This is a genomic window from Microbacterium sp. 77mftsu3.1, from assembly GCF_900100525.1.
GTDB lineage: Bacteria > Actinomycetota > Actinomycetes > Actinomycetales > Microbacteriaceae > Microbacterium > Microbacterium aquilitoris.
The window spans coordinates 582,292-600,703 of record NZ_FNCR01000001.1 but is presented as its reverse complement, the minus strand read 5'-3'; the positions used below and the strand labels follow the sequence as shown (position 1 = coordinate 600,703).

Annotated in this window: 17 protein-coding genes; 11 read left to right on the top strand and 6 right to left on the bottom strand. The window is 70.8% G+C overall.

All coding sequences use genetic code 11. The features are described 5' to 3' along the window. Window positions 1–9: 9 nt before the first annotated feature. Window positions 10–1,716 carry a helicase-associated domain-containing protein gene (locus BLR68_RS03110; protein ID WP_018188575.1) on the bottom strand — a complete coding sequence of 569 codons (1,707 nt, stop codon included), beginning with the start codon at window positions 1,714–1,716 and terminating at the stop codon, window positions 10–12. Between the two features lies 1 nt (window position 1,717). After that, window positions 1,718–1,996 carry a hypothetical protein gene (locus BLR68_RS03105; protein ID WP_018188574.1) on the bottom strand — a complete coding sequence of 93 codons (279 nt, stop codon included), beginning with the start codon at window positions 1,994–1,996 and terminating at the stop codon, window positions 1,718–1,720. 106 nt (window positions 1,997–2,102) lie between these two features. Here BLR68_RS03105 and BLR68_RS03100 point away from each other — a divergent pair, with 106 nt between their 5' ends. After that, entirely contained in the window at window positions 2,103–2,486 is a 384-nt protein-coding gene (locus BLR68_RS03100; protein ID WP_018188573.1) for a cold-shock protein, read from the top strand. Beyond that, on the top strand, window positions 2,479–3,174 hold the full coding sequence (locus BLR68_RS03095; protein WP_018188572.1) for a DUF3027 domain-containing protein: 696 nt from the start codon (window positions 2,479–2,481) through the stop codon (window positions 3,172–3,174). Before BLR68_RS03100 ends, BLR68_RS03095 begins: the two co-directional genes overlap by 8 nt. 71 nt (window positions 3,175–3,245) lie before the next feature. Here BLR68_RS03095 and serC read toward each other — a convergent pair whose 3' ends face one another. After that, complete coding sequence (serC, locus tag BLR68_RS03090; RefSeq protein WP_018188571.1) at window positions 3,246–4,364, bottom strand: phosphoserine transaminase; 1,119 nt, start codon at window positions 4,362–4,364, stop codon at window positions 3,246–3,248. A 107-nt stretch (window positions 4,365–4,471) separates the two neighbouring features. On the opposite strand from serC, the gene BLR68_RS03085 reads away from it, so the two are divergent. The 3 genes from BLR68_RS03085 (at window position 4,472) to BLR68_RS03075 (ending at window position 7,072) form a co-directional block, all read left to right on the top strand. Continuing rightward, window positions 4,472–5,176 carry an iron-dependent transcriptional repressor DtxR gene (locus BLR68_RS03085; protein ID WP_018188570.1) on the top strand — a complete coding sequence of 235 codons (705 nt, stop codon included), beginning with the start codon at window positions 4,472–4,474 and terminating at the stop codon, window positions 5,174–5,176. A 284-nt stretch (window positions 5,177–5,460) separates the two neighbouring features. Further along, on the top strand, window positions 5,461–6,267 hold the full coding sequence (locus BLR68_RS03080) for a M23 family metallopeptidase (protein ID WP_020096865.1): 807 nt from the start codon (window positions 5,461–5,463) through the stop codon (window positions 6,265–6,267). A gap of 307 nt (window positions 6,268–6,574) precedes the next feature. Further along, window positions 6,575–7,072, top strand: a complete 498-nt coding sequence (locus BLR68_RS03075) for an HNH endonuclease (protein ID WP_018188568.1) — start codon at window positions 6,575–6,577, stop codon at window positions 7,070–7,072. A gap of 8 nt (window positions 7,073–7,080) precedes the next feature. Here the strand turns inward: BLR68_RS03075 and cynS are convergent, their stop codons facing one another. Continuing rightward, the gene (gene cynS, locus BLR68_RS03070) at window positions 7,081–7,551 is read right to left on the bottom strand and encodes a cyanase (RefSeq protein WP_018188567.1); all 471 of its coding nucleotides are present in this window, start codon (window positions 7,549–7,551) and stop codon (window positions 7,081–7,083) included. 153 nt (window positions 7,552–7,704) lie between these two features. On the opposite strand from cynS, the gene BLR68_RS03065 reads away from it, so the two are divergent. The 5 genes from BLR68_RS03065 to BLR68_RS03045 all read left to right on the top strand — a co-directional run bounded on the left by BLR68_RS03065 (window position 7,705) and on the right by BLR68_RS03045 (window position 15,565). Further along, window positions 7,705–8,400, top strand: a complete 696-nt coding sequence (locus BLR68_RS03065) for a helix-turn-helix transcriptional regulator (RefSeq protein WP_018188566.1) — start codon at window positions 7,705–7,707, stop codon at window positions 8,398–8,400. Window positions 8,401–8,512: 112 nt separating this feature from the next. Then, window positions 8,513–9,499 carry a nuclease-related domain-containing protein gene (locus BLR68_RS03060; protein ID WP_176770667.1) on the top strand — a complete coding sequence of 329 codons (987 nt, stop codon included), beginning with the start codon at window positions 8,513–8,515 and terminating at the stop codon, window positions 9,497–9,499. Between the two features lie 128 nt (window positions 9,500–9,627). Next, complete coding sequence (locus tag BLR68_RS03055; RefSeq protein WP_018188564.1) at window positions 9,628–10,314, top strand: hypothetical protein; 687 nt, start codon at window positions 9,628–9,630, stop codon at window positions 10,312–10,314. Then, window positions 10,314–11,897 (top strand): DNA polymerase Y family protein, encoded by a 1,584-nt coding sequence (locus BLR68_RS03050; protein WP_018188563.1) that lies wholly within the window; start codon window positions 10,314–10,316, stop codon window positions 11,895–11,897. Before BLR68_RS03055 ends, BLR68_RS03050 begins: the two co-directional genes overlap by 1 nt. After that, the gene (locus tag BLR68_RS03045) at window positions 11,897–15,565 is read left to right on the top strand and encodes an error-prone DNA polymerase (RefSeq protein WP_018188562.1); all 3,669 of its coding nucleotides are present in this window, start codon (window positions 11,897–11,899) and stop codon (window positions 15,563–15,565) included. Before BLR68_RS03050 ends, BLR68_RS03045 begins: the two co-directional genes overlap by 1 nt. Window positions 15,566–15,639: 74 nt before the next feature. On the opposite strand, the gene BLR68_RS03040 is transcribed toward BLR68_RS03045, so the two are convergent. Beyond that, complete coding sequence (locus tag BLR68_RS03040) at window positions 15,640–16,674, bottom strand: GTP-binding protein (RefSeq protein WP_018188561.1); 1,035 nt, start codon at window positions 16,672–16,674, stop codon at window positions 15,640–15,642. Between the two features lie 66 nt (window positions 16,675–16,740). Here BLR68_RS03040 and ykgO point away from each other — a divergent pair, with 66 nt between their 5' ends. After that, complete coding sequence (ykgO, locus tag BLR68_RS03035; RefSeq protein ID WP_018188560.1) at window positions 16,741–16,863, top strand: type B 50S ribosomal protein L36; 123 nt, start codon at window positions 16,741–16,743, stop codon at window positions 16,861–16,863. A 63-nt stretch (window positions 16,864–16,926) separates the two neighbouring features. Here the strand turns inward: ykgO and BLR68_RS03030 are convergent, their stop codons facing one another. Then, window positions 16,927–18,393 (bottom strand): PepSY-associated TM helix domain-containing protein, encoded by a 1,467-nt coding sequence (locus BLR68_RS03030; protein WP_018188559.1) that lies wholly within the window; start codon window positions 18,391–18,393, stop codon window positions 16,927–16,929. Window positions 18,394–18,412 lie beyond the last annotated feature (19 nt).

The following is an 18,412-nucleotide window of genomic DNA, read 5'->3' as shown; positions in this document are numbered from 1 at the left end:
GCCCGCCGGTCACACCGGCCGGACGCTGACGATGCTCGACAGCGGCAGAGTCCGCTCGACGTCGGCGGCGCGGTCGCGACCGCGCAGGCGACCACCGCCGAGACCCGCGGCCTCCAGGGTGACGTCCCGGCTCGATCCGTCGGGCATGCGGACCGTGATCTCGATCGTCGCGCGCGTGCGGACGGCCTGGTCGAGCTCGCGTTCGAGCCAGGCGGCATCCGCGTCGTCGGAGAGGCTGGCGCGCAGGGTCTCGATCAGCGGGCGGTATCGATCGGATGCCGTCGGTTCCGGCGCCGCGCTCTCGGTGACCTCGTTGCGGCCCGGAGCCCGCGGGGCACCGTCGGCATCCACCGCCAGAACGGGGTAGCGCGCGTCGGAGAGCATCCAGAAGGTCGTGTCGGCGCTCGTGCGGGTGACGAGGTCGTCGCCGTCGGTCACGAGTCCGAGGGGGCGCAGCGCCTGATCGACGTTGATGGCGTCGAGCAGGTCGCGGTCGCCCGAGACCCGGGTGTATCCGAGACGGTCGACGCCGACCCGCAGGGTGCCGTGTCGGGCGGCCGCACGCTCGATCTCGTAGGCGAGCGGCTGGGGCACGCCGGTGAGCGACAGTTCGGTGAGGAACGCCGTGAGGGATGCCGAGGTCTCGCCGCCCGCGAAGGCCGCGCCGATCGTGTCGGCGGTGAAGCGGTACGTCGCCGCCTGCGCGCGGGACTCGCGGCGGGCGGTGGTCCGCAGGCGCTGGTCGAGCTGGGGTTCGAGGGGGCCGGGGGCGATGGCCGTCAGGTCGTTCTGCAGGTAGACCTTGTCCACCTCGTGCGGCAGCAGGGAGCGGAGCGCGGCGACATCGACGTCCTTCCCGGCCGCGAGACCCGCGGCCCACTGCGGCGTCGTGCCCGCCGGGGTGAGCACGGCCCACTGCGTGAGCATCGCGGCGAGGCGGCGGACGCGATCGGGCCAGGCCGGATCGAACGGGTACGCACCGGGCCACTGCGACGGGTCGCGCCATCCGCCCGAGGCGTCCCGCAGCGCGGCGGGCAGACGGTCGCGCAGGCGACGGGCGACCTCGATCCACCGCTCCACGGTGCGGATGCCGAGCCACGCCGTTCCCGATTCGGTGACGCTCCAGTTGCGTTCCGACCCCGCGAGCAGGCCGGACTCGGCGGCGATCGCGACGAGGATGTCGGCTGCGTCGGAGGTCGCCGCCGCTCCCGCCTCGACCAGTCGTCGTCGGTCACCGGCTCCGAGGGCGCCGGAGCCGATGCGGCCGAGCGGGGTGCGGGTGGCCACGTGGAGGATGTCGGCGAGCGAGGCCACGGCGTCGAAGGCGCGCTCGGCGCTCGCGGCATCCGATTCGGGCCCGCCCTCGAAGATCACCGGCGACTCGACGGGGGAGGCTCCGCCGAGGGCCGCAGCCACGGCGGCGTAGGGCCGGCCCTCCTCGTCGGCGAGGGCGCGCGAGACCAGACCGGCGCGAAGACCGGGGGTCACTGCCGCATCGGCCTCGACGGCGTCACGGAGCGCGGCCGCCTCGAGGTCGGAGACGTCGGCGAGAGCCCGGCTCAGGTGCGCGGGGTCGAGCAGCGCGTCGGCCGCGTCGAAGAAGTCGGTCCACGACGTGTTCGGGGCGATGCGGCGGGCATCGAACACCGCGGCGAGGGCATCCGGATCGAGCGTCGCGAGGCGGGTCGCGAGGGCACGAGCATCGGAAGCTGTCACGTCAACGGCCCTTGTTGGCCCGTCCCCGTCGCACGAAGGTCATGATCAGCAGCGCGAGCAGCAGTGCGAAGGCGACCGGCGGCGCGACGTAGACGATGAGGCTCACCACGGGCCAGATGCCCGAGGCGAAGTCGGCCTGCTCCAGTCCACCCGGACCCGACGCGATGATGATCGAGAAGAAGCAGACGACCGAGAGCACCAGCAGTCCCAAGGACATGAACGCCAGGATGCGGTCTATGCGACGGACGGGAAGGTCGCCGGCCGGGGGCGGAGTGCTCATCCGATCAGAGTAGCGGCTCGCCGCGGTGGCTTAGGGTGGTGGGTGGGGCTGAGACGGTCCCACTTTTCCATGCCCGCACGCGGGCTCGAGCAGCGAGGTTCGACACATGCCCACCGGCAAGGTCAGGTTCTACGACGAGGCGAAGGGATTCGGCTTCATCACCGGCGACGACGGTCAGGACGTTTTCCTGCACGCGACCGCGCTCCCCGCCGACACCACGACGATGAAGCCCGGCACCCGGCTGGAGTACGGCGTCGCCGACGGTCGCCGTGGTCTGCAGGCGCTCGCCGTCCGGGTGCTCGATGCCCCTGTCAGCCTCAGCAAGCGCAACCGCAAGCCCGCCGACGACATGGCCGTCATCATCGAAGACCTCGTGAAGCTCCTCGACGGCATCGGCGGCGATCTGCGCCACGGGCGGTACCCGAGCGGCGCGCACGGCAAGAAGGTCGCCGCTGTGCTCCGCAAGGTCGCCGATGACCTCGATGCCTGAATCGACCGAACCGGCAGAACCGGACACCGCGTCCGTCGAGTCGGCTGACGCCCCTGTCGAGCTGACGGAGGCATCCGCCCCCACCGACCCGCGCCTGTTCGAGGCGCACGACCTCGCGCGCGCGGCGCTTCTCGAGGTGACTCCCGAGGCGACCGTGGGCGATGCCGCGGGGTATCAGCTCGAAGACGGGGGTGTCGTCTCGCTCCGTTTCGCGAACCGGATGGCTGGTTACCCCGGCTGGTTCTGGACGGTGAGCGTCGCCGTCGTCGAGGGATCCGACCCGACCGTCCTCGAGGTGGAGCTGATGCCCGGCGACGGCGCGCTGCTCGCTCCCGAGTGGTTGCCGTGGGCCGAGCGGCTCGCGGAGTACCAGGCGGCTCAGGCCGCGTCGGGCGAAGACACGTCCGACGAGGACGACGACGATGACGTGGACGACGACGACGAAGACGCCGACGAGGATGACGCCGACGGCGAGGACCTCGATGCCGGCGACTTCGAGAGCGACGGTTCTCCGATCCTTCACGCCGGCGACGTCGACGGCGTCGACATCGACGAGCTCGACGAGTCGGAAGACGATGACGAGTCCGACGAGGACGACGACGAGTCCGACGAGGACGAATCCGACGACGATGACGATGACGACGAGAACGATGACGACGAGAATGCGGAGGTGCTGCGCGAGTACTGACGCGCGGCATCCGCTCTCACACGAACGCGGCCCCGGGGATCACTCCTCGGGGCCGCGTTCGTCGTGCGTGGTCAATCGGCGAGGTGCTCGACCGTGTAGTCGATGGCGCGGATGAGCTGACGGACGTCGTCGGGCTCGATCGAGACGAACGTCGCGACGCGCAGCTGGTTGCGACCGAGCTTGCGGTACGGCTCGGTGTCGACGATGCCGTTCGCGCGGAGGCTCTTCGCGACGGCGGCCGCGTCGACCGAATCGTCGAAGTCGATCGTGACGACGACGGGGGAGCGGTCGGCCGGGTCGGCGACGAACGGGGTCGCGAAGGACGCGGCATCCGCCCACTCGTACAGGGCGCCCGAGGACTCCGCCGTCCGGGCGCCCGCCCAGGCGAGGCCGCCGTTGCCGTTGATCCACTGCAGCTGGCTGTCGAGCAGCTGCAGTGTCGCGATGGCGGGGGTGTTGAGCGTCTGCTGCAGGCGCGAGTTGTCGAGCGCGTTCTTCAGGCTCAGAAACTCGGGGATGTACCGACCGGATGCCGCGACGCGTTCGATCCGCTCGATGGCGGCCGGCGACACCGCGGCGTACCAGAGGCCGCCGTCGGAGCCGAGGTTCTTCTGAGGCGCGAAGTAGTAGACGTCGGCCTCGGCGATGTCGATGTCGATGCCGCCGGCGGCGCTCGTCGCGTCGATCACGGTGAGGGCGCCCGGGTCGCCGTGGACGCGCGAGATCGCCGTCGCGACACCTGTGGAGGTCTCGTTGTGGGCCCAGGCGTAGACGTCGACGCCGTCGACGGCTTCGGGCTTCGCGCTCGTGCCGGGCTCGGCGCGGCGCACATCGGGGGCCTCGAGCCAGGGGGCGGCGGCAGCCGCGGCGAACTTGCCGCCGAACTCGCCGAACACGAGGTTCTGCGCCCGCTTCTCGATGAGCCCGAAGGCCGCAGCATCCCAGAACGCGGTCGATCCGCCGTTGCCGAGGATGATCTCGTACCCCTCGGGAAGTCGGAACAGCTCGGCGAGACCGGAGCGGGTGCGGCCGACGAGGTCCTTCACGGGTGCCTGGCGGTGCGAGGTGCCGAAGAGCGATGCCCCCTGGGTGACGAGCGCCTCGAGCTGCTCGGCACGGACCTTGGACGGGCCGCAGCCGAATCGTCCGTCGACGGGCAGGATCTCGCGGGGAAGGGTCACAGTCGCCATGGCGAGAAGTCTAAGGCGCAGGCCCCGACGGCTCCGGTTCCATGACGCTCCGCGACCGGATGCCGGATAGGCTGGGAAGGCACTGTCTCCCGCGCGAAAAGGCCTTCATGACCGACCTCATCGACACCACCGAGATGTATCTGCGCACCATCCTCGAACTCGAGGAAGAGGGCATCACGCCCCTTCGTGCGCGCATCTCCGAGCGCCTCGGCCACTCCGGCCCCACGGTGTCGCAGACGATCGGCCGTATGGAGCGCGACGGTCTCGTCGTCGTCTCGGAGGATCGCAAGCTCGAGCTGACCGACCCGGGCCGGCAGAAGGCCGTCGACGTCATGCGCAAGCACCGTCTCGCCGAGCGCCTGCTGTCGGATGTCATCGGCCTCGACTGGGCGTACGTCCACGAAGAGGCGTGCCGCTGGGAGCACGTCATGAGCGAGCTCGTCGAGCGTCGGCTCATCGAACTCCTCGACCACCCGACCGAGTCCCCGTACGGCAACCCCATTCCGGGCCTCGACCAGCTGGGCGACGTTCCGGCCAACGCGTTCGACAACGGCGTAGTCGGCCTCGTGCGTCGGCTGAACGACGCCGGCGGGCCGGTGACGGGCAGCATCCGTCGTCTGGCGGAGCCGATGCAGGTCGATCCCGAGCTCCTGACGCAGCTGCGCGACGCGGGTGTCGTCCCCGGGCGCACCGGCTCGTTCCGCTTCAACGAGGGGTACGTCCTCGTCGAGATGGACGGCGTCGACGAGGCACTCGAACTCCCCGTCGAGGTCGCCTCGCACATCTTCATCGTCGACGCGCGCGAGATCTGAGCCGTCGTCGCGGCGCCGCTCGCAAGAGCGGGAGCGTGACTTATTCGTTACCTTCCGGTAGCCTCGGAGGGTCCATAGGCGAGAAGCCCGCCACGGACCGCCTCGCGAGTTGCCTCTCCGGCTCGTCATTCGCCTGGTGTCCCCTACATCCGTGCCCGACACGGAGTGCCGACGAGCCAGCATCCTCACCCGCGGATGCGGAGGCGCTGGAGGACAGCTTGGCTGAAGAGTTCCACCCGTCGAACGAGATTTCTGAGGCATCGACGGCCCCCCGCAAAGGTCGCTTGAGCAAACGTGTCGCCGCCACGGCGCCCGCCACCCGCTCGACGTCCCCGCGCCCTCACCCCGTCCGCAGCTTCCTGACCGTCGCCGCCGTCGCCGGCATGGTCGCGACCGTCGCGATCCCGGCGTTCGCCGCCGCCGATCGGGGCGACGTCGCCGAAGCGCGCACGCTGCAGCAGGTCTCGGCCGACGATGCACAATCGCTCGTCGTCGCATCCGAAGGCAGCCCCGAGACCCTCGCGCGCGGCGGGTACTCCGCCACGACTCCCGAGGAGATCGAGGCAGCGAAGGCGAAGGAGGCCGCAGAGAAGGCCGCCAAGGCCGCCCTCGCAGCCCGACTCGCGTCAGCCTCGTCCTCGTCATCGTCGTCGCGCAGCTCGTCGAGCTTCTCGTCCTCGGTTCCGCTCGTGTCGCCGGGATCGGGCACGGTCCGCCGTCCGCTCGCGCACTTCGACAACTTCGGCACGCCCTACGCGGGCCACAAGGGCACCGACTACATGGTCGGCCGCGGCGAGCCGATCTACGCCGTCGCCGACGGCACCGTCGTCGCATCGTCCGAGTCCGGGCCGGGCTGGGGCGTGTACGTCAAGATCGCCCACAACATCGGCGGTGTGCGGGTCACCTCGCTCTACGCGCACATGGACTGGGGCACACGCCGCGTCTCCGTCGGCGACAAGGTCACGGTCGGCCAGCTCATCGGCCAGGTCGGTTCCACCGGCCGCGCCAACGGCACCCACCTCCACCTCGAGATCCGCATCAACAACGGGTACACGAACGCCGAGTCCTGGCTGCAGGCCAACGCCGGCTGACGAGACACACAGTCATCGTTCTGCTGTTGTTCGCCCTGGGGCATCCCGGCGTGTAATACCCTGACCCCGACGCTCGTTCGAGCCGAGGGGAGCCGTATGGACATCCAACCCCGCATTCGCAACCGGAATGCGCTGGGTCGGCATGTGCTGCGGCATCGTGTGCACGATTGCCACGACGTCGGTCGTGCGAATAAGGCGCTGTCTTCATGACGGCGCCTTTTTTCGTACCCGCACCCCTCTCGACCCGCACCGCGTCGACGAAACGGAAGGCCGTGAAGCCGTCTCGGCCGTTCGAGAGGACACCCCTATGCGCACCCTGGTGCTGAATGCAGGTTACGAACCCCTGGCCGTCATCTCGTTCAAGCGAGCCCTCGTGCTCGTCATGACCGAGAAAGCCACCATCATCGAACGCGTCGAAGAGGACCCCGTCTGGGGGACCCGCGACGTGTACGACCGTCCGGCCGTCATCGTGCTGACGCGCTATGTGCGGATCCCGGCCGGCCGGCGGGTCCCGGTCACCCGCCGGGGCGTCCTGCGCCGCGACGGTCACCGGTGCGCGTACTGCGGCAAGAGCGCCTCGACGATCGATCACGTGCTGCCGCGGTCGCGCGGCGGAGCCGACTCGTGGGAGAACCTCGTCGCGGCGTGCCTGCGCTGCAACAACGTAAAGGGCGACCGCACCCCGCAGGAGATGAACTGGGAGCTGCGATGGATGCCGCAGCCCCCGCGCGGAGCCGGCTGGCGGGTTCGCGGCACCGAGCGCGCCGATCCGGCGTGGGAGCCGTACCTGGCGCTCGCGGCGTAGCGCCCAGGTCAGACGCCGGACTCGACCCAGGCGTAGGGCAGGAACTTGCCGTCGATCGTGATGACGACGCGGTCCCCGTCGGGGTGTGCGACGCGGTCGAGAGAGATGCTGCAGTTGATCGCGCTCATGATGCCGTCGCCGAAACGGTCGTGGATGAGGGCTTTGAGCGCGGGCCCGTAGACCTGCACGAGTTCGTGGAAGCGGTAGATCGTCGGGTCGGTAGAGAGATCTGCCTCGGCGGCGCGGTTCGGCTGGCGGGTGAGGGCGTCGACGAGCGCGGCGTCGAGTCCGAGGGCGTCGCCGAGGCGCTCCGCTTCGGCCGGGGGGAGGGCGTGCATCCCGAGAACGGCCGCGGCGGTCCACACCGGCGGACGGCCGATGAGCTCGCTCACCGCGTCCCACGAGAGTCCGCTCTTGCGTCGCACCTCGTCGATGGCGGCACCGGCGGCCTGCTTGCTGATGATCTGGGGGAGCGTCATGACGTGTCCTCTCGTCGGTTCGTTCCATCGGACCAGTCCCGGAGCGTGAGGCGGCAGGAAGAACGCGCACGGATGCCGTCGTTGTGCGCACGTGTGACACGGTCGAAACGCGCGCGACGCGCCAGGGCAAACCTCGGTGCCTAGCGTGGGCCCATGGCGGCGATCGAGCGGTGGATGCAGGCGGTGGTGGATGCCGTCCCGCAGCCGCTGTGGGTCATCGGACCCGGTGGCGCCGTCGCCCACCTGAACGAGGCCGCCGGGCGGTTGCTCGGATACTCCGATCCCCGCCGGGTCGTGGGAGGTCCGAGCCACGAGGTGCTGCACGGGCATCGCGCAGACGGCTCCGCCTACCCCGCGCACGAGTGCCCGATCGTCCACGCGGCAGATCACGGCGGTGACCCGCGGGGCAACGAGGTGTTCGTCACCCGCGCGGGACGGCCGCTCGACGTCGCGTGGCGGGTGGCGGAACTGCCCCTGCCCGAGCATCGACTGCTGTCGTTCGAGCCGCAGGCGCAGGTTCCGGCGATGCGCGGGGTGCCGTCGGCATCCGCTCTGCGTGCGCAGATCGCCGCGCGGCACCGCGACCCGGAGTTCTGCGTCGACGTGCTCGCGCGGGATGCGCACGTGTCCGTGCGGACGGCGCAGGCCGTGCTGGGGCGCGAGGGGGAGAGCCCTGCGGCGCTGATCCGCGAGTACCGGCTCGGGAGCGCGCAGGGGCTGCTCCGCGACGGGATGCCGGTGGCCGCCGCGGCGTACGGTGCCGGCTTCCGCGATCCGGACACCTTCGCGCGCGCGTTCCGGCGCCGGTTCGGTGTAGCGCCGGGAGCGTTCGCCCGCGACGCGGGCTGAGCCCCGGCATCCGGTCTGCGCGTTGACGCGGGTTGTGGGGAGTGCGCCTGCGCAGGAGACCGCTCGCGTAGCGTGAAGGGCTCGATCGAGACCGATGCCCCGTAGGAGCTTCATGGATACGACGACGGTGGTAATACTCCTGATTCTGGGATTCCTCGTGGTGGGCTTGGCTACCTGGGTGGTGTTCTCGCACCGCCGGCACACGCGTCGATTGGCGGGTCTCGCCGAGACGGCTTCCGCCGAGCGCCAGCAGTGGGAGATGCATCTGCAGCAGGTCGTGCAGGAGGGTACGGCAGCGCATCTCGCCGATGTCGCGGCCGAACGGCGGGAGAAGGAGGAATCCCAGGCTCTCGTCGCTCGCTACCACCAGGCCTACACGGCGTCCCTCAAGTGGGAGGTGGGGAGTCGGGCGAAGCTCCTGGAGATGGTGTCGGCGCACGGACTGGACGGCGTCTTGTTCTCGGGGATCGTCTTCGCCACGGGTGGCCGGGAGCAGCCGAAATATGTGACGCAGCTCGATCATGTGCTGCTCATGGACGACCGCGTGATCGTGATCGAGGCGAAGAACTGGAAGGGTGTCGTGTTCGACGGGGTCGCTCCGTCGTCCGTGCACGCGGCGTTCGGCGCGCTGATCGACGCCGGTTCGGACGGCGAGTTCGCCATCCAGGTGCGGCGAGAGGATCAGGGAACGGGGCTCTCGATCACACGGCACCCGGACCCGAGCGGTACCTCGGAGAAGCACTCCGTGGCTCCGCGCGTGCAGGTCCGAAGGCAGGCCTTCGCGCTGCGCCGGCTCATCGAGGCCAGGACCGGTGAGGACCTCAGCATCGACGCCTGCGTCTTCTACTCGCACAAGAGCGTCCGACTCTTCACGCCGCGGAAGGGGGCACCGTCACGGACGCCGTACACCCCGGTCTTCGATACCGCGGGTATGCGCGCCCACCTCGGCGCGCTCGGACCCGGTCGCATCGGACCGGGCCTCATCGAGCGACTCGCGCCGGGCCTGGCCTCGATGGCGACGGATGCGACGGGCGTCGGTGCGTACGCCGAGGAGTGGCAGAGCGTTCTCGACGCCGTTCAGGGTGAGCAGGTGGACTGAGGCTCGGCATCCGCTCGTTCGGAGTGGGGAAAGCGGGCGCGGGCGATGTCGGAACCCGTGCGTATCTTCGACGTAGACGGCTTGAGTCGTTCGAACAAAGCTTCTACCATGTCGAGGTGAGATCCATCGTGCGCGACACCGCTACCGCCCAAGAGGTGCAGCGGCTGCGCGCGCAGATGGCTCAAATCCAGGGGCGCAAGCTCGAGGCGCCGCCCCTTCCCACCCATCCTGCCCTGGCCGAACTGCTGCCGGGCGGGGGGCTGCGGCCGGGATCGTCGTATTCGATCGGCGGCTCGATGTCGTTGCTGTTCGGCCTGTTGGCGCAGCCGTCGCAGACCGGCAGCTGGTGCGGGGTGGTCGGGATGCCGGGGTTCGGCGCCGAAGCGGCCGAGAAGGCGGGTGTCGACCTGTCGCACCTCGTGCTGATCCCCGAGCCGGGTCCGCGCTGGCTTGCCGTAACGGCGACGATCGCCGACGTGCTGCCGGTCGTCGCGGTGCGGCCGCCGACTCGGGCGAAGGATGCCGAGATCTCGCGGCTCGCGGCGCGCATGCGCGAGCGCGGCGTGGTGCTGCTCGTGCAGGGGCCGTGGCCGCAGACCGAGGCGATGATCGATGTGACGGATGCCCGGTGGTCGGGCCTCGGCGACGGCTACGGCGTGCTGTCGGATCGGGAGCTGACCGTGACGGTCACGAGCCGGCGCTTTCCGGTGCCGCGGTCGTCGCGGATGCTGCTGCCCGCCCCCGACGGGGCGATCGCGGTGCGCGAGCAGCCCATCGCCCCGGTGGTCGACCTCCCGATGCGGGCGGTGAGCTGATGGATCCCGCACTCGTCGACACCGGGATCGAGCCGGTCCGGAGCCTCGTCGTGTGGGTGCCGGACTGGCCGGTCGTCGCGCTGGCCCGCGAAGGACTCGCCGAGGCCGAGGGGCCGATCGCCGTCTTCGCGAAGGGGATGGTCGCCGCGACCTCGCCGGCTGCGCGGGCGGACGGGGTGCGGCGGGGGATGCGGCGCCGCGACGCGCAGGCGCGATGCCCGCAGCTCCAGGTCGTCGACGCCGACGACGCGCGCGACCACCGCACGTTCGCCCCGCTCATCGCCCGGCTCGAGGAGATCGCCCCGGGTGTGCAGCTGCGCGAGCCGGGGTTGTGCGCCCTGCGCGTGAAGGGCCCCGCGCGGTTCTACGGCGGCGAGGCGGGTGCGGCGACGGCGCTCACCGGCGCGCTCGCCGAGCTCGGCGTGAACGATGTGCGCGCGGGGGTGGGGGATGGTCCGTTCACGGCGGAGCAGGCCGCCCGCGCCACCGACCCGGACGCCCCGATGCGGATCGTGCCGCCGGGGACGGCGGCCGCGTTCCTCGCGCCGCTGCCGGTGACGGCGCTCGAGGACGAGTCGGTCGCGAGCCTGTTCGCGCGTCTCGGCATCCACACCCTCGGTCAGCTCGCCGCGCTGCCGCCCGCGCGGCTCGTCGAACGGCTCGGACCCCGTGGGGCGCGGTTGCACGCGCTCGCGTCGGGGCTCGACTCGCAGCCCGTGCAGCCGCGCACGCCGCCGCCTGAGCTCGAGCGCGAGGTCGGCTTCGAGCCACCGCTCGAGATCGCCGACCAGGTGGCGTTCGGCATCCGTCTCGCCGCGGAGCAGTTCATCTCGGGGCTCGGCGCCGTCGACCTCGTCTGCACCGAGCTGCGCGTCGCGCTGACGGGGGATCGCGGCGACCACAGTGAGCGGGTGTGGCTGCATCCGGGGGCGTTCGATGCGGCCGCGGTCGTCGACCGGGTGCGGTGGCAGCTCGCGGAGCGAGGGCTCAAGAGCGCCGTCGCGAAGGTGCGGATCGTGCCCGAGAAGGTGGACGCGGCATCCCATCACGTGACAGGTCTGTTCGGCTCGGGGCCCGAGGAGCGCGTGCACTCGGCGCTCTCGCGCGTACAGGCGATGCTCGGACACACCGGCGTCGTGACGCCGCAGGTCGGCGGCGGACGGTGGCTCGCCGAACGGCAGGTGCTCGTGCCGTGGGGTGACCGCGCCGTCATCGCCGAGCGGGCGCGGCCGTGGCCGGGGAGCCTGCCCGACCCGCTGCCAGCGACCGTCTTCCCCGAGCCGGTCCCGGTCGCCGTCATCGATCGCGACGACGACATGGTCGCCGTCGACGGGCGCGGCGAGCTGACGGCCGAGCCGATCGCGCTGATCCTGCCGGGAGCGCCGGACGCATCGGGGGCGCGGAGGCCCCGGCATCCGCGTCGCATCGCCTCGTGGGCAGGACCCTGGCCCGTCATGGAGCGGGGGTGGGATGCCGCGCGCACCCGTCGCGCGCACCGGTTCCAGGTCGTCGACGAGGCCGAGACCGCGTGGCTGCTGGTGTGCGAGGAGGGCGTCTGGCACGCCGAGGGTAGGTACGACTGATGGGGTGGGGCAACAACCCGTCGGTCTCGTGGTCGGAGATGGAACGGATCCTCAGCGACCGACGGCGACCCGAGGGGGCACCGGCGGGCACCGACGGCGGCGACAGTCCGGCGTGGTCGCACAAGCGCGGAAAGTACCGCACGCCCGAGATCGAGCGGCCGCGCGACGCCGTGCCGTACGCCGAACTTCACGCGCACTCCTCGTTCTCCTTCCTCGACGGGGCGTCCTCGCCCGAGGACCTCGTCGAAGAGGCCGAGCGCCTGGGCCTGCACGCACTCGCGATCACCGACCACGACGGGTTCTACGGCATCGTCCGCTTCGCCGAGGCGGCCGAGCACCTGCAGCTGCAGACCGTGTTCGGGGCGGAGCTGTCGCTGGGCCTCCCCGGTCCGCAGAACGGCGAGCCCGACCCGCACGGGCGGCACCTGCTCGTGCTCGCCCGCGGTGAGGAGGGCTACCACCGGCTCGCCGCCGCCATCACGCGCGCGCAGCTGTCGGGCGGCGAGAAGGGGCGCCCGGTCTACGACCTGCACGACCTCGCCGACCGGGCCGGCGGGCACTGGCAGGTGTTGACCGGATGCCGCAAGGGCGCCGTCCGGCAGGCGCTCGCCGTCGACGGGCCGGCCGCGGCGGCGTACGAGCTCGACCGGCTCGTCGACCTGTTCGGGCCCGAGCGGGTCGACGTCGAGCTCATCGATCAGGGCGCACCGACGGATTCGCGCGACAACGACGTGCTCGCCGCGCTCGCCGCCGAGCGGGGGCTTCCGGTCGTCGCATCGAACAACGTGCACTACGCCGTGCCCGAGAAGGTGCACCTCGCGGCGGCGGTCGCGGCGGTGCGGGCGAACCGCGGGCTCGACGAGCTCGACGGGTGGCTGCCGTCGCACGCCAGCGCGCACCTGCGGTCGGGGGCCGAGATGGCGCGGCGGTTCCGGCGGTATCCGGGCGCGGTCGAGCGCACCGTCGAGCTCGCCGACGCGCTCGCGTTCCCGCTGCGACGGGCCAAGCCCGCGCTGCCGAAGATGCAGGTGCCCGAGGGGCACACGCCGATGACGTGGCTCCGGCACCTGGTGTGGGAGGCCGTGCCTCGCAAGTACCCGGATGCCACCGATGCGAACCGTGCGCGCATCGAGAAGGAACTCGGCGTCATCGAGCAGAAGGACTTTCCGGGGTACTTCCTCATCGTGCACGGCATCGTGCAAGAAGCGCGGCGCCGCGGCATCCTGTGTCAGGGGCGGGGATCCGCCGCGAACAGTGCCGTCTGCTATCTGCTCGACATCACGGCGATCGACTCGATCTTCTACGATCTGCCGTTCGAGCGGTTCCTCTCGGCCCTCCGCGATGAAGAGCCCGACATCGACGTCGACTTCGACTCGGACCGGCGCGAGGAGATCATCCAGTGGGTCTACGAGACCTACGGGCGGGAGCGGGCGGCGCAGGTCGCGAACGTCATCCAGTACCGGCCGAAGAACGCGATCCGCGACATGGCGAAGGCGCTCGGGCATTCGCCGGGTCAGCAGGATGCCTGGTCGAAGCAGGTCGAGCGCTGGGGTGCGACGCTCGACACCCCGGGCGATCACGACATCCCGGATCGGGTGATCGCGTACGCGGGTGAGCTGTTGAAGGCGCCGCGACATCTCGGCATCCACTCGGGCGGCATGGTGCTGACCGATCGTCCGGTCGGCGAGGTCGTGCCGATCGAGCACGCGCGCATGGAGAACCGCACCGTCATCCAGTGGGACAAAGACGATGCCGCGTGGATGGGGCTCGTGAAGTTCGACCTGCTGGGGCTCGGGATGCTCGCCGCACTCCAGTACTGCTTCGACATGATCGAGGCCGCGACGGGGGAGCGGTGGAGCCTCGATGCGACGCCGAAGGAGGAGGCGGCGGTCTACGACATGCTGTGCCGCGCCGATTCGATCGGGGTGTTCCAGGTCGAGTCCCGCGCGCAGATGGGGCTCTTGCCCCGTTTGCAGCCGCGGAAGTTCTACGACCTCGTGGTCGAGATCGCCCTCATCCGGCCGGGGCCGATCCAGGGCGGCGCGGTGCATCCGTTCGTGCGTCGCAAGCTCGGCGACGAGAAGGTCACCTACGCGCACCCGAAGCTGAAGCCGGTGCTGGAGCGGACGCTCGGCATCCCGGTGTTCCAGGAGCAGCTCATGCAGATGGGCATGGCGATCGGCGATCTGTCAGGGGAGGATGCCGACCTGCTCCGCCGCGCGATGGGATCGAAGCGCGGGATCGAGCGGATCGATTCGTTGAAGAAGAAGCTGTACGAGGGGATGGAACGGAACGGCCTGACGGGGAAGGCCGCCGACGACATCTACGTGAAGATCCAGGCGTTCGCGAACTTCGGCTTCGCCGAGAGCCATTCGCTGTCGTTCGGGCTGCTCGTGTACGCGTCGTCGTGGCTGAAGCTGCACTACCCGGCGGCGTTCCTCGCTGCGCTCCTACGTGCGCAGCCGATGGGGTTCTACTCGCCCGCGACGCTGACCGCCGACGCGCGACGGCACGGGGTCGAGGTGCGCCGGCCCGACCTGCACGCGTCGGGGGTGGAGGCGGGGCTGGAGCCGGTGGACGGCATGGCGGTGTCGGTTCGCGAGGAGATGTCGGTTCTCGAGGAGGGTTTGCGGGGTTTCGCTCCTCGGGACGCGTCATCTCCTCGGTTCTCGACGGGGGCGGATGCCGGGGCTCGGGAGGCCGGGGGCGCGGGCGCCGAGCGCGGCGCTGCCGCGGGGATCGGCCGTCGCGAGGAAGTTTCGGGCGGGATTCCTCCTCGGGAGCGCAGATCTCCGCTCGGGGGCCGGGATGCCGGATCGGGGCCAGCCACTGCCGAGCCCGGGGCTGGACACCGTCGCGCCCCGACGGGCCGGGACTCGTGCACCGACCGCATCCAGCCGCCCGTGCCGGAGTTCGACCGGTCGCTGCCTGACGAATCGGCGGCGCATCGGCGCGACGGGAACTTCGCGGTGCGGCTGGGGCTCGCCTCGGTCACGGGTATCGGGGTGCCGCTGGCGACGAAGATCGTGGCGGAGCGGGAGGCATCCGGTCCGTACCGGGACCTGCGCGACCTCGTGCGGCGCACCGGCGCGACGGCGGCGCAGCTCGAGGCGCTGTCGACGGCGGGCGCGTTCGAGAGCCTCGGGATCACGCGGCGCGAGGGCATCTGGTTGGCGGGGGATGCCGCGCAGGACCGGCAGGAGTTCCTCGAGGGATCGCTGGTGTCGGTGCAGCCACCGCTGTTCCCCGACCAGTCGAGTTACGACGTGCTCGCCGCCGATCTGTGGGCGACGGGGGTGTCGGCCGACGACCACCCGCTGACGCACTACCGCTCGCAGCTCGACGCGCGCGGGGTGATCACCTCGCGCGGCATGCGCGAGCACGAGATCGGCCGGCGCATCGAGGTCGCGGGGTTGGTGACACACCGGCAGCGACCGGCGACGGCATCCGGGATCACCTTCCTGAACCTCGAGGACGAGCACGGCGTCATGAACGTGATCTGCTCGGTCGGGGTATGGAACAGATACCGGCGCATCCTGCGCGACAGTCCCGCGCTCATCGCGCGCGGCATGCTCGAGCGCTCGCCCGAGGGTGTGACGAACCTCGTCGCCGACGGGTTCGAGGACCTGCGGGTGGGGGTGACGCACCGGTCGAGGGACTTCCAGTGACCTGCCTAAGCCGTGCGCGCGTCGGCAGTCGCGCAGTCGTCGAGGCCGAGCGTGACAAGCGACGGGCTGTCTGATCACTCCCTGCTGCGGGAGACCTGCCACGTCGGGAACGGATCCTCGAAGGTCGCCCATGCCGACGGTCCCGCCGCGAGCTCGTCGTCGGTGAGCGCGGTGTCGTCGAGGGCGGCGCGAAGCGCGCGGTGGTGCAGGTCCAGGCCGATGAAGGCGATGTCCTCGCCGACGGCGAGGAGCCCCTCAGCCTCCGGCATCCCGTCGTCCACCTGGACGGGCGAGAAGGCGATCATCGACCCGACGTGATCCCACTGCGCGATGACGTTCGATCGGGTCGCGAAGCGGCAGAACCCCGCCGAGCGGATGACGGAGCCGAACTCCCCGCTCTCGATCCGTTCGTCGAGCAGAGCGTTCAGACGTCCGGGATGCAGCGGGCGGACGTTCTCGTACCGCAGGGCGCTGATCCGCGGGTCGGTCATGTGCGGCGCGAACTCCCCGTTCAGCAGCTGCACCCATCCGGGCGCGTCCTGGTGGGAGCGAATCGGGATCGGTGCGACGGGCAGCAGATCGACGGCCGGCTGATGCAGACGCAGTCGCGCGGACGGGGCGAGGTGGCTGACCAGCGCCATCGTGATCGAGAGGTCCGGAGTCGACAGTCCCGACCAATTCACGAGCATGATCGTCGACGCGTACTCGAGCTGCTGCACCGCGAGCAGGGCGTGAGCCGTGTAGCGGGTGCGCGGCATCCCGCTGTCGTCGACCTCGGAAGATCCCGCGTAGGTCTCGCGTCGGAGGTCGTCGAGGAGGTGGGGCGCATCGACGACGCACACGACGCCGCGCAGGCGCAGCCCGCTGCCGCGCTCGGCGAGCGTCCCGATGACGTCGAGAATCGAGGCATCCGACGGGAACTCGGCCACGACACCGCTCCCGACGTCGAGCCACGGCAGAAAGGCTGCTGCGCTCGACGCCGGGTCCTGCGGGGCGAGTCGGGATGCCGCGAGGAGGGGCCTCGACGTCGCCTGGCTCAATCGCGCCGCGTAGCGCGCCCGCTCGGGACCGCATGCTCCCATCACGGCGATCACGTCCGTCTCGATCATCCGACACCTCATTCCATCCCGGCGTGTGTAGCCTTGATGATAACTGTTCTCAATTAGGAGTGTGTCATGAAGGTCCGAGCGTCCCTTAAGTCCCTGAAGAAGCAACCCGGCGCGCAGGTCGTCCGCCGACGCGGGCGGGTGTTCGTCATCAACAAGCTCAACCCGCGGTTCAAGGGCCGCCAAGGCTGACGCCGGCCCGACGTGCTGGGCCGACGTCGCCTGGTACTGACCCGCTGATCTCGGGGCCGCGCCTTACCCCGCCGCGGCGCGCCGCCGCTGCACCGCATCCACGATCACGTCGACCACGACGAACGCGGCGAGGGTCCAGCCGACGAGCGGCAACGCGAGTCCGAGCAGCACGCCGCCCGCGACCACAGCCGTGACACCCCACCACGGGGCACCGTCGAGCACGCCGCGGCGCGGCGGCATTCCGACCCGTGCGGTCTTGGTGGGTCGCCGCTTGACCCACATGACGTAGCCGAGCACGACCATGCCGGCGATCGAGAGGGCGAGCAGGAACATGACGATCTGGTTCGCGAGTCCGAACATGACGCCCATGTGGATCGCGACGCCCCACGAGGCGAGCTTGGCCGGCAGCGAGAAGTCGGCGAAGTCGACACGGTCGACGGTCTGCAGCGTCGTGCCGTCGATCGCGACGGCATCGAGATGGCCGGGGAAGCCGCGGTCGATCTCCTGCACCTTCCACGCCTGATCGGCCGCGGCGGGCGGCGTGATCTGCACCATCCCCGTATCGATGTTGACCTTGCGGGCCGCCGCGAGCACGTCGTCGAACGTGTTCGGGTCGACGGTGAGTGCAGCGGATGCCGCGCCGTGCCCCGCGTGCTCATTCCCGCCGCCGGCGGCTTCGCCGAGGCTCGTCGACACGGCGGGCGTGGTCCAGTCGAGCGCGGCGCGCAGGTCCGTGACGTTCTGTCCGCCGTAGGTCGACCACGTGATGCCCGTCGCCGAGAGGAACACCGCTCCGAGCGCGATCCAGATTCCGAGCGAGGTGTGCCAACTGAAGAAGCGACGGTACCCGGTGTAGGCGCGCACCGGCCGGACGAAGTCCTTCTTCGCGCGTGCCGTGCGGATGCGGATGACCCACATGATGACGCCGGCCACGACGACGATGCCGAGCCACGATGCGGCGAGCTCGCTGTACAGGCGGCCCGGGTCGCCGAGGCCGAGGCTGCGGTGGATGTTGCTGATCGCGGTGCGCAGTGGCAGCGATCCGCTCGTGCCGTAGACGGTCTCGTCGCCGCGGACCTCACCGGTGCCGGGGTCGACGAACACGGCACGGGACTCGCTCTCGCCGAGGCCGTCCTGCGCGAACATGACGCGCGTCGTGTCGCCCGGCTCGGGAGCCGGTCGGACGGCAGAGAGCGTCGCAGCGTCGCCGACGTGCGCTTCGGCGATCTCCACCTGCTGGCCGAGGCTGAGCTGCGTGTCGGTGACCGGCGCATGCAGTTGCCGCGCGTACACGGCCTGCTCGATCGTCGGGGACAGGGCGTAGAGGGCGCCGCTGAGCGCGGCGACGAGGATGAACGGTCCGACGAGGATGCCGGCGTAGAAGTGCAGACGCACGAGGAAGGCGCCGAACCAGCCCGGTCGTCGGGCGGGTCGGGCGGTGGCGGGTGGGGTGGGCAGGGTGGCGGTCATGATCGCTTTCGAGAAGAAGGGTGCGGCAAGAGGGCGCGCCGATGACACGGCGCGGCGCACCGCGGCATCCCTCGTCGAG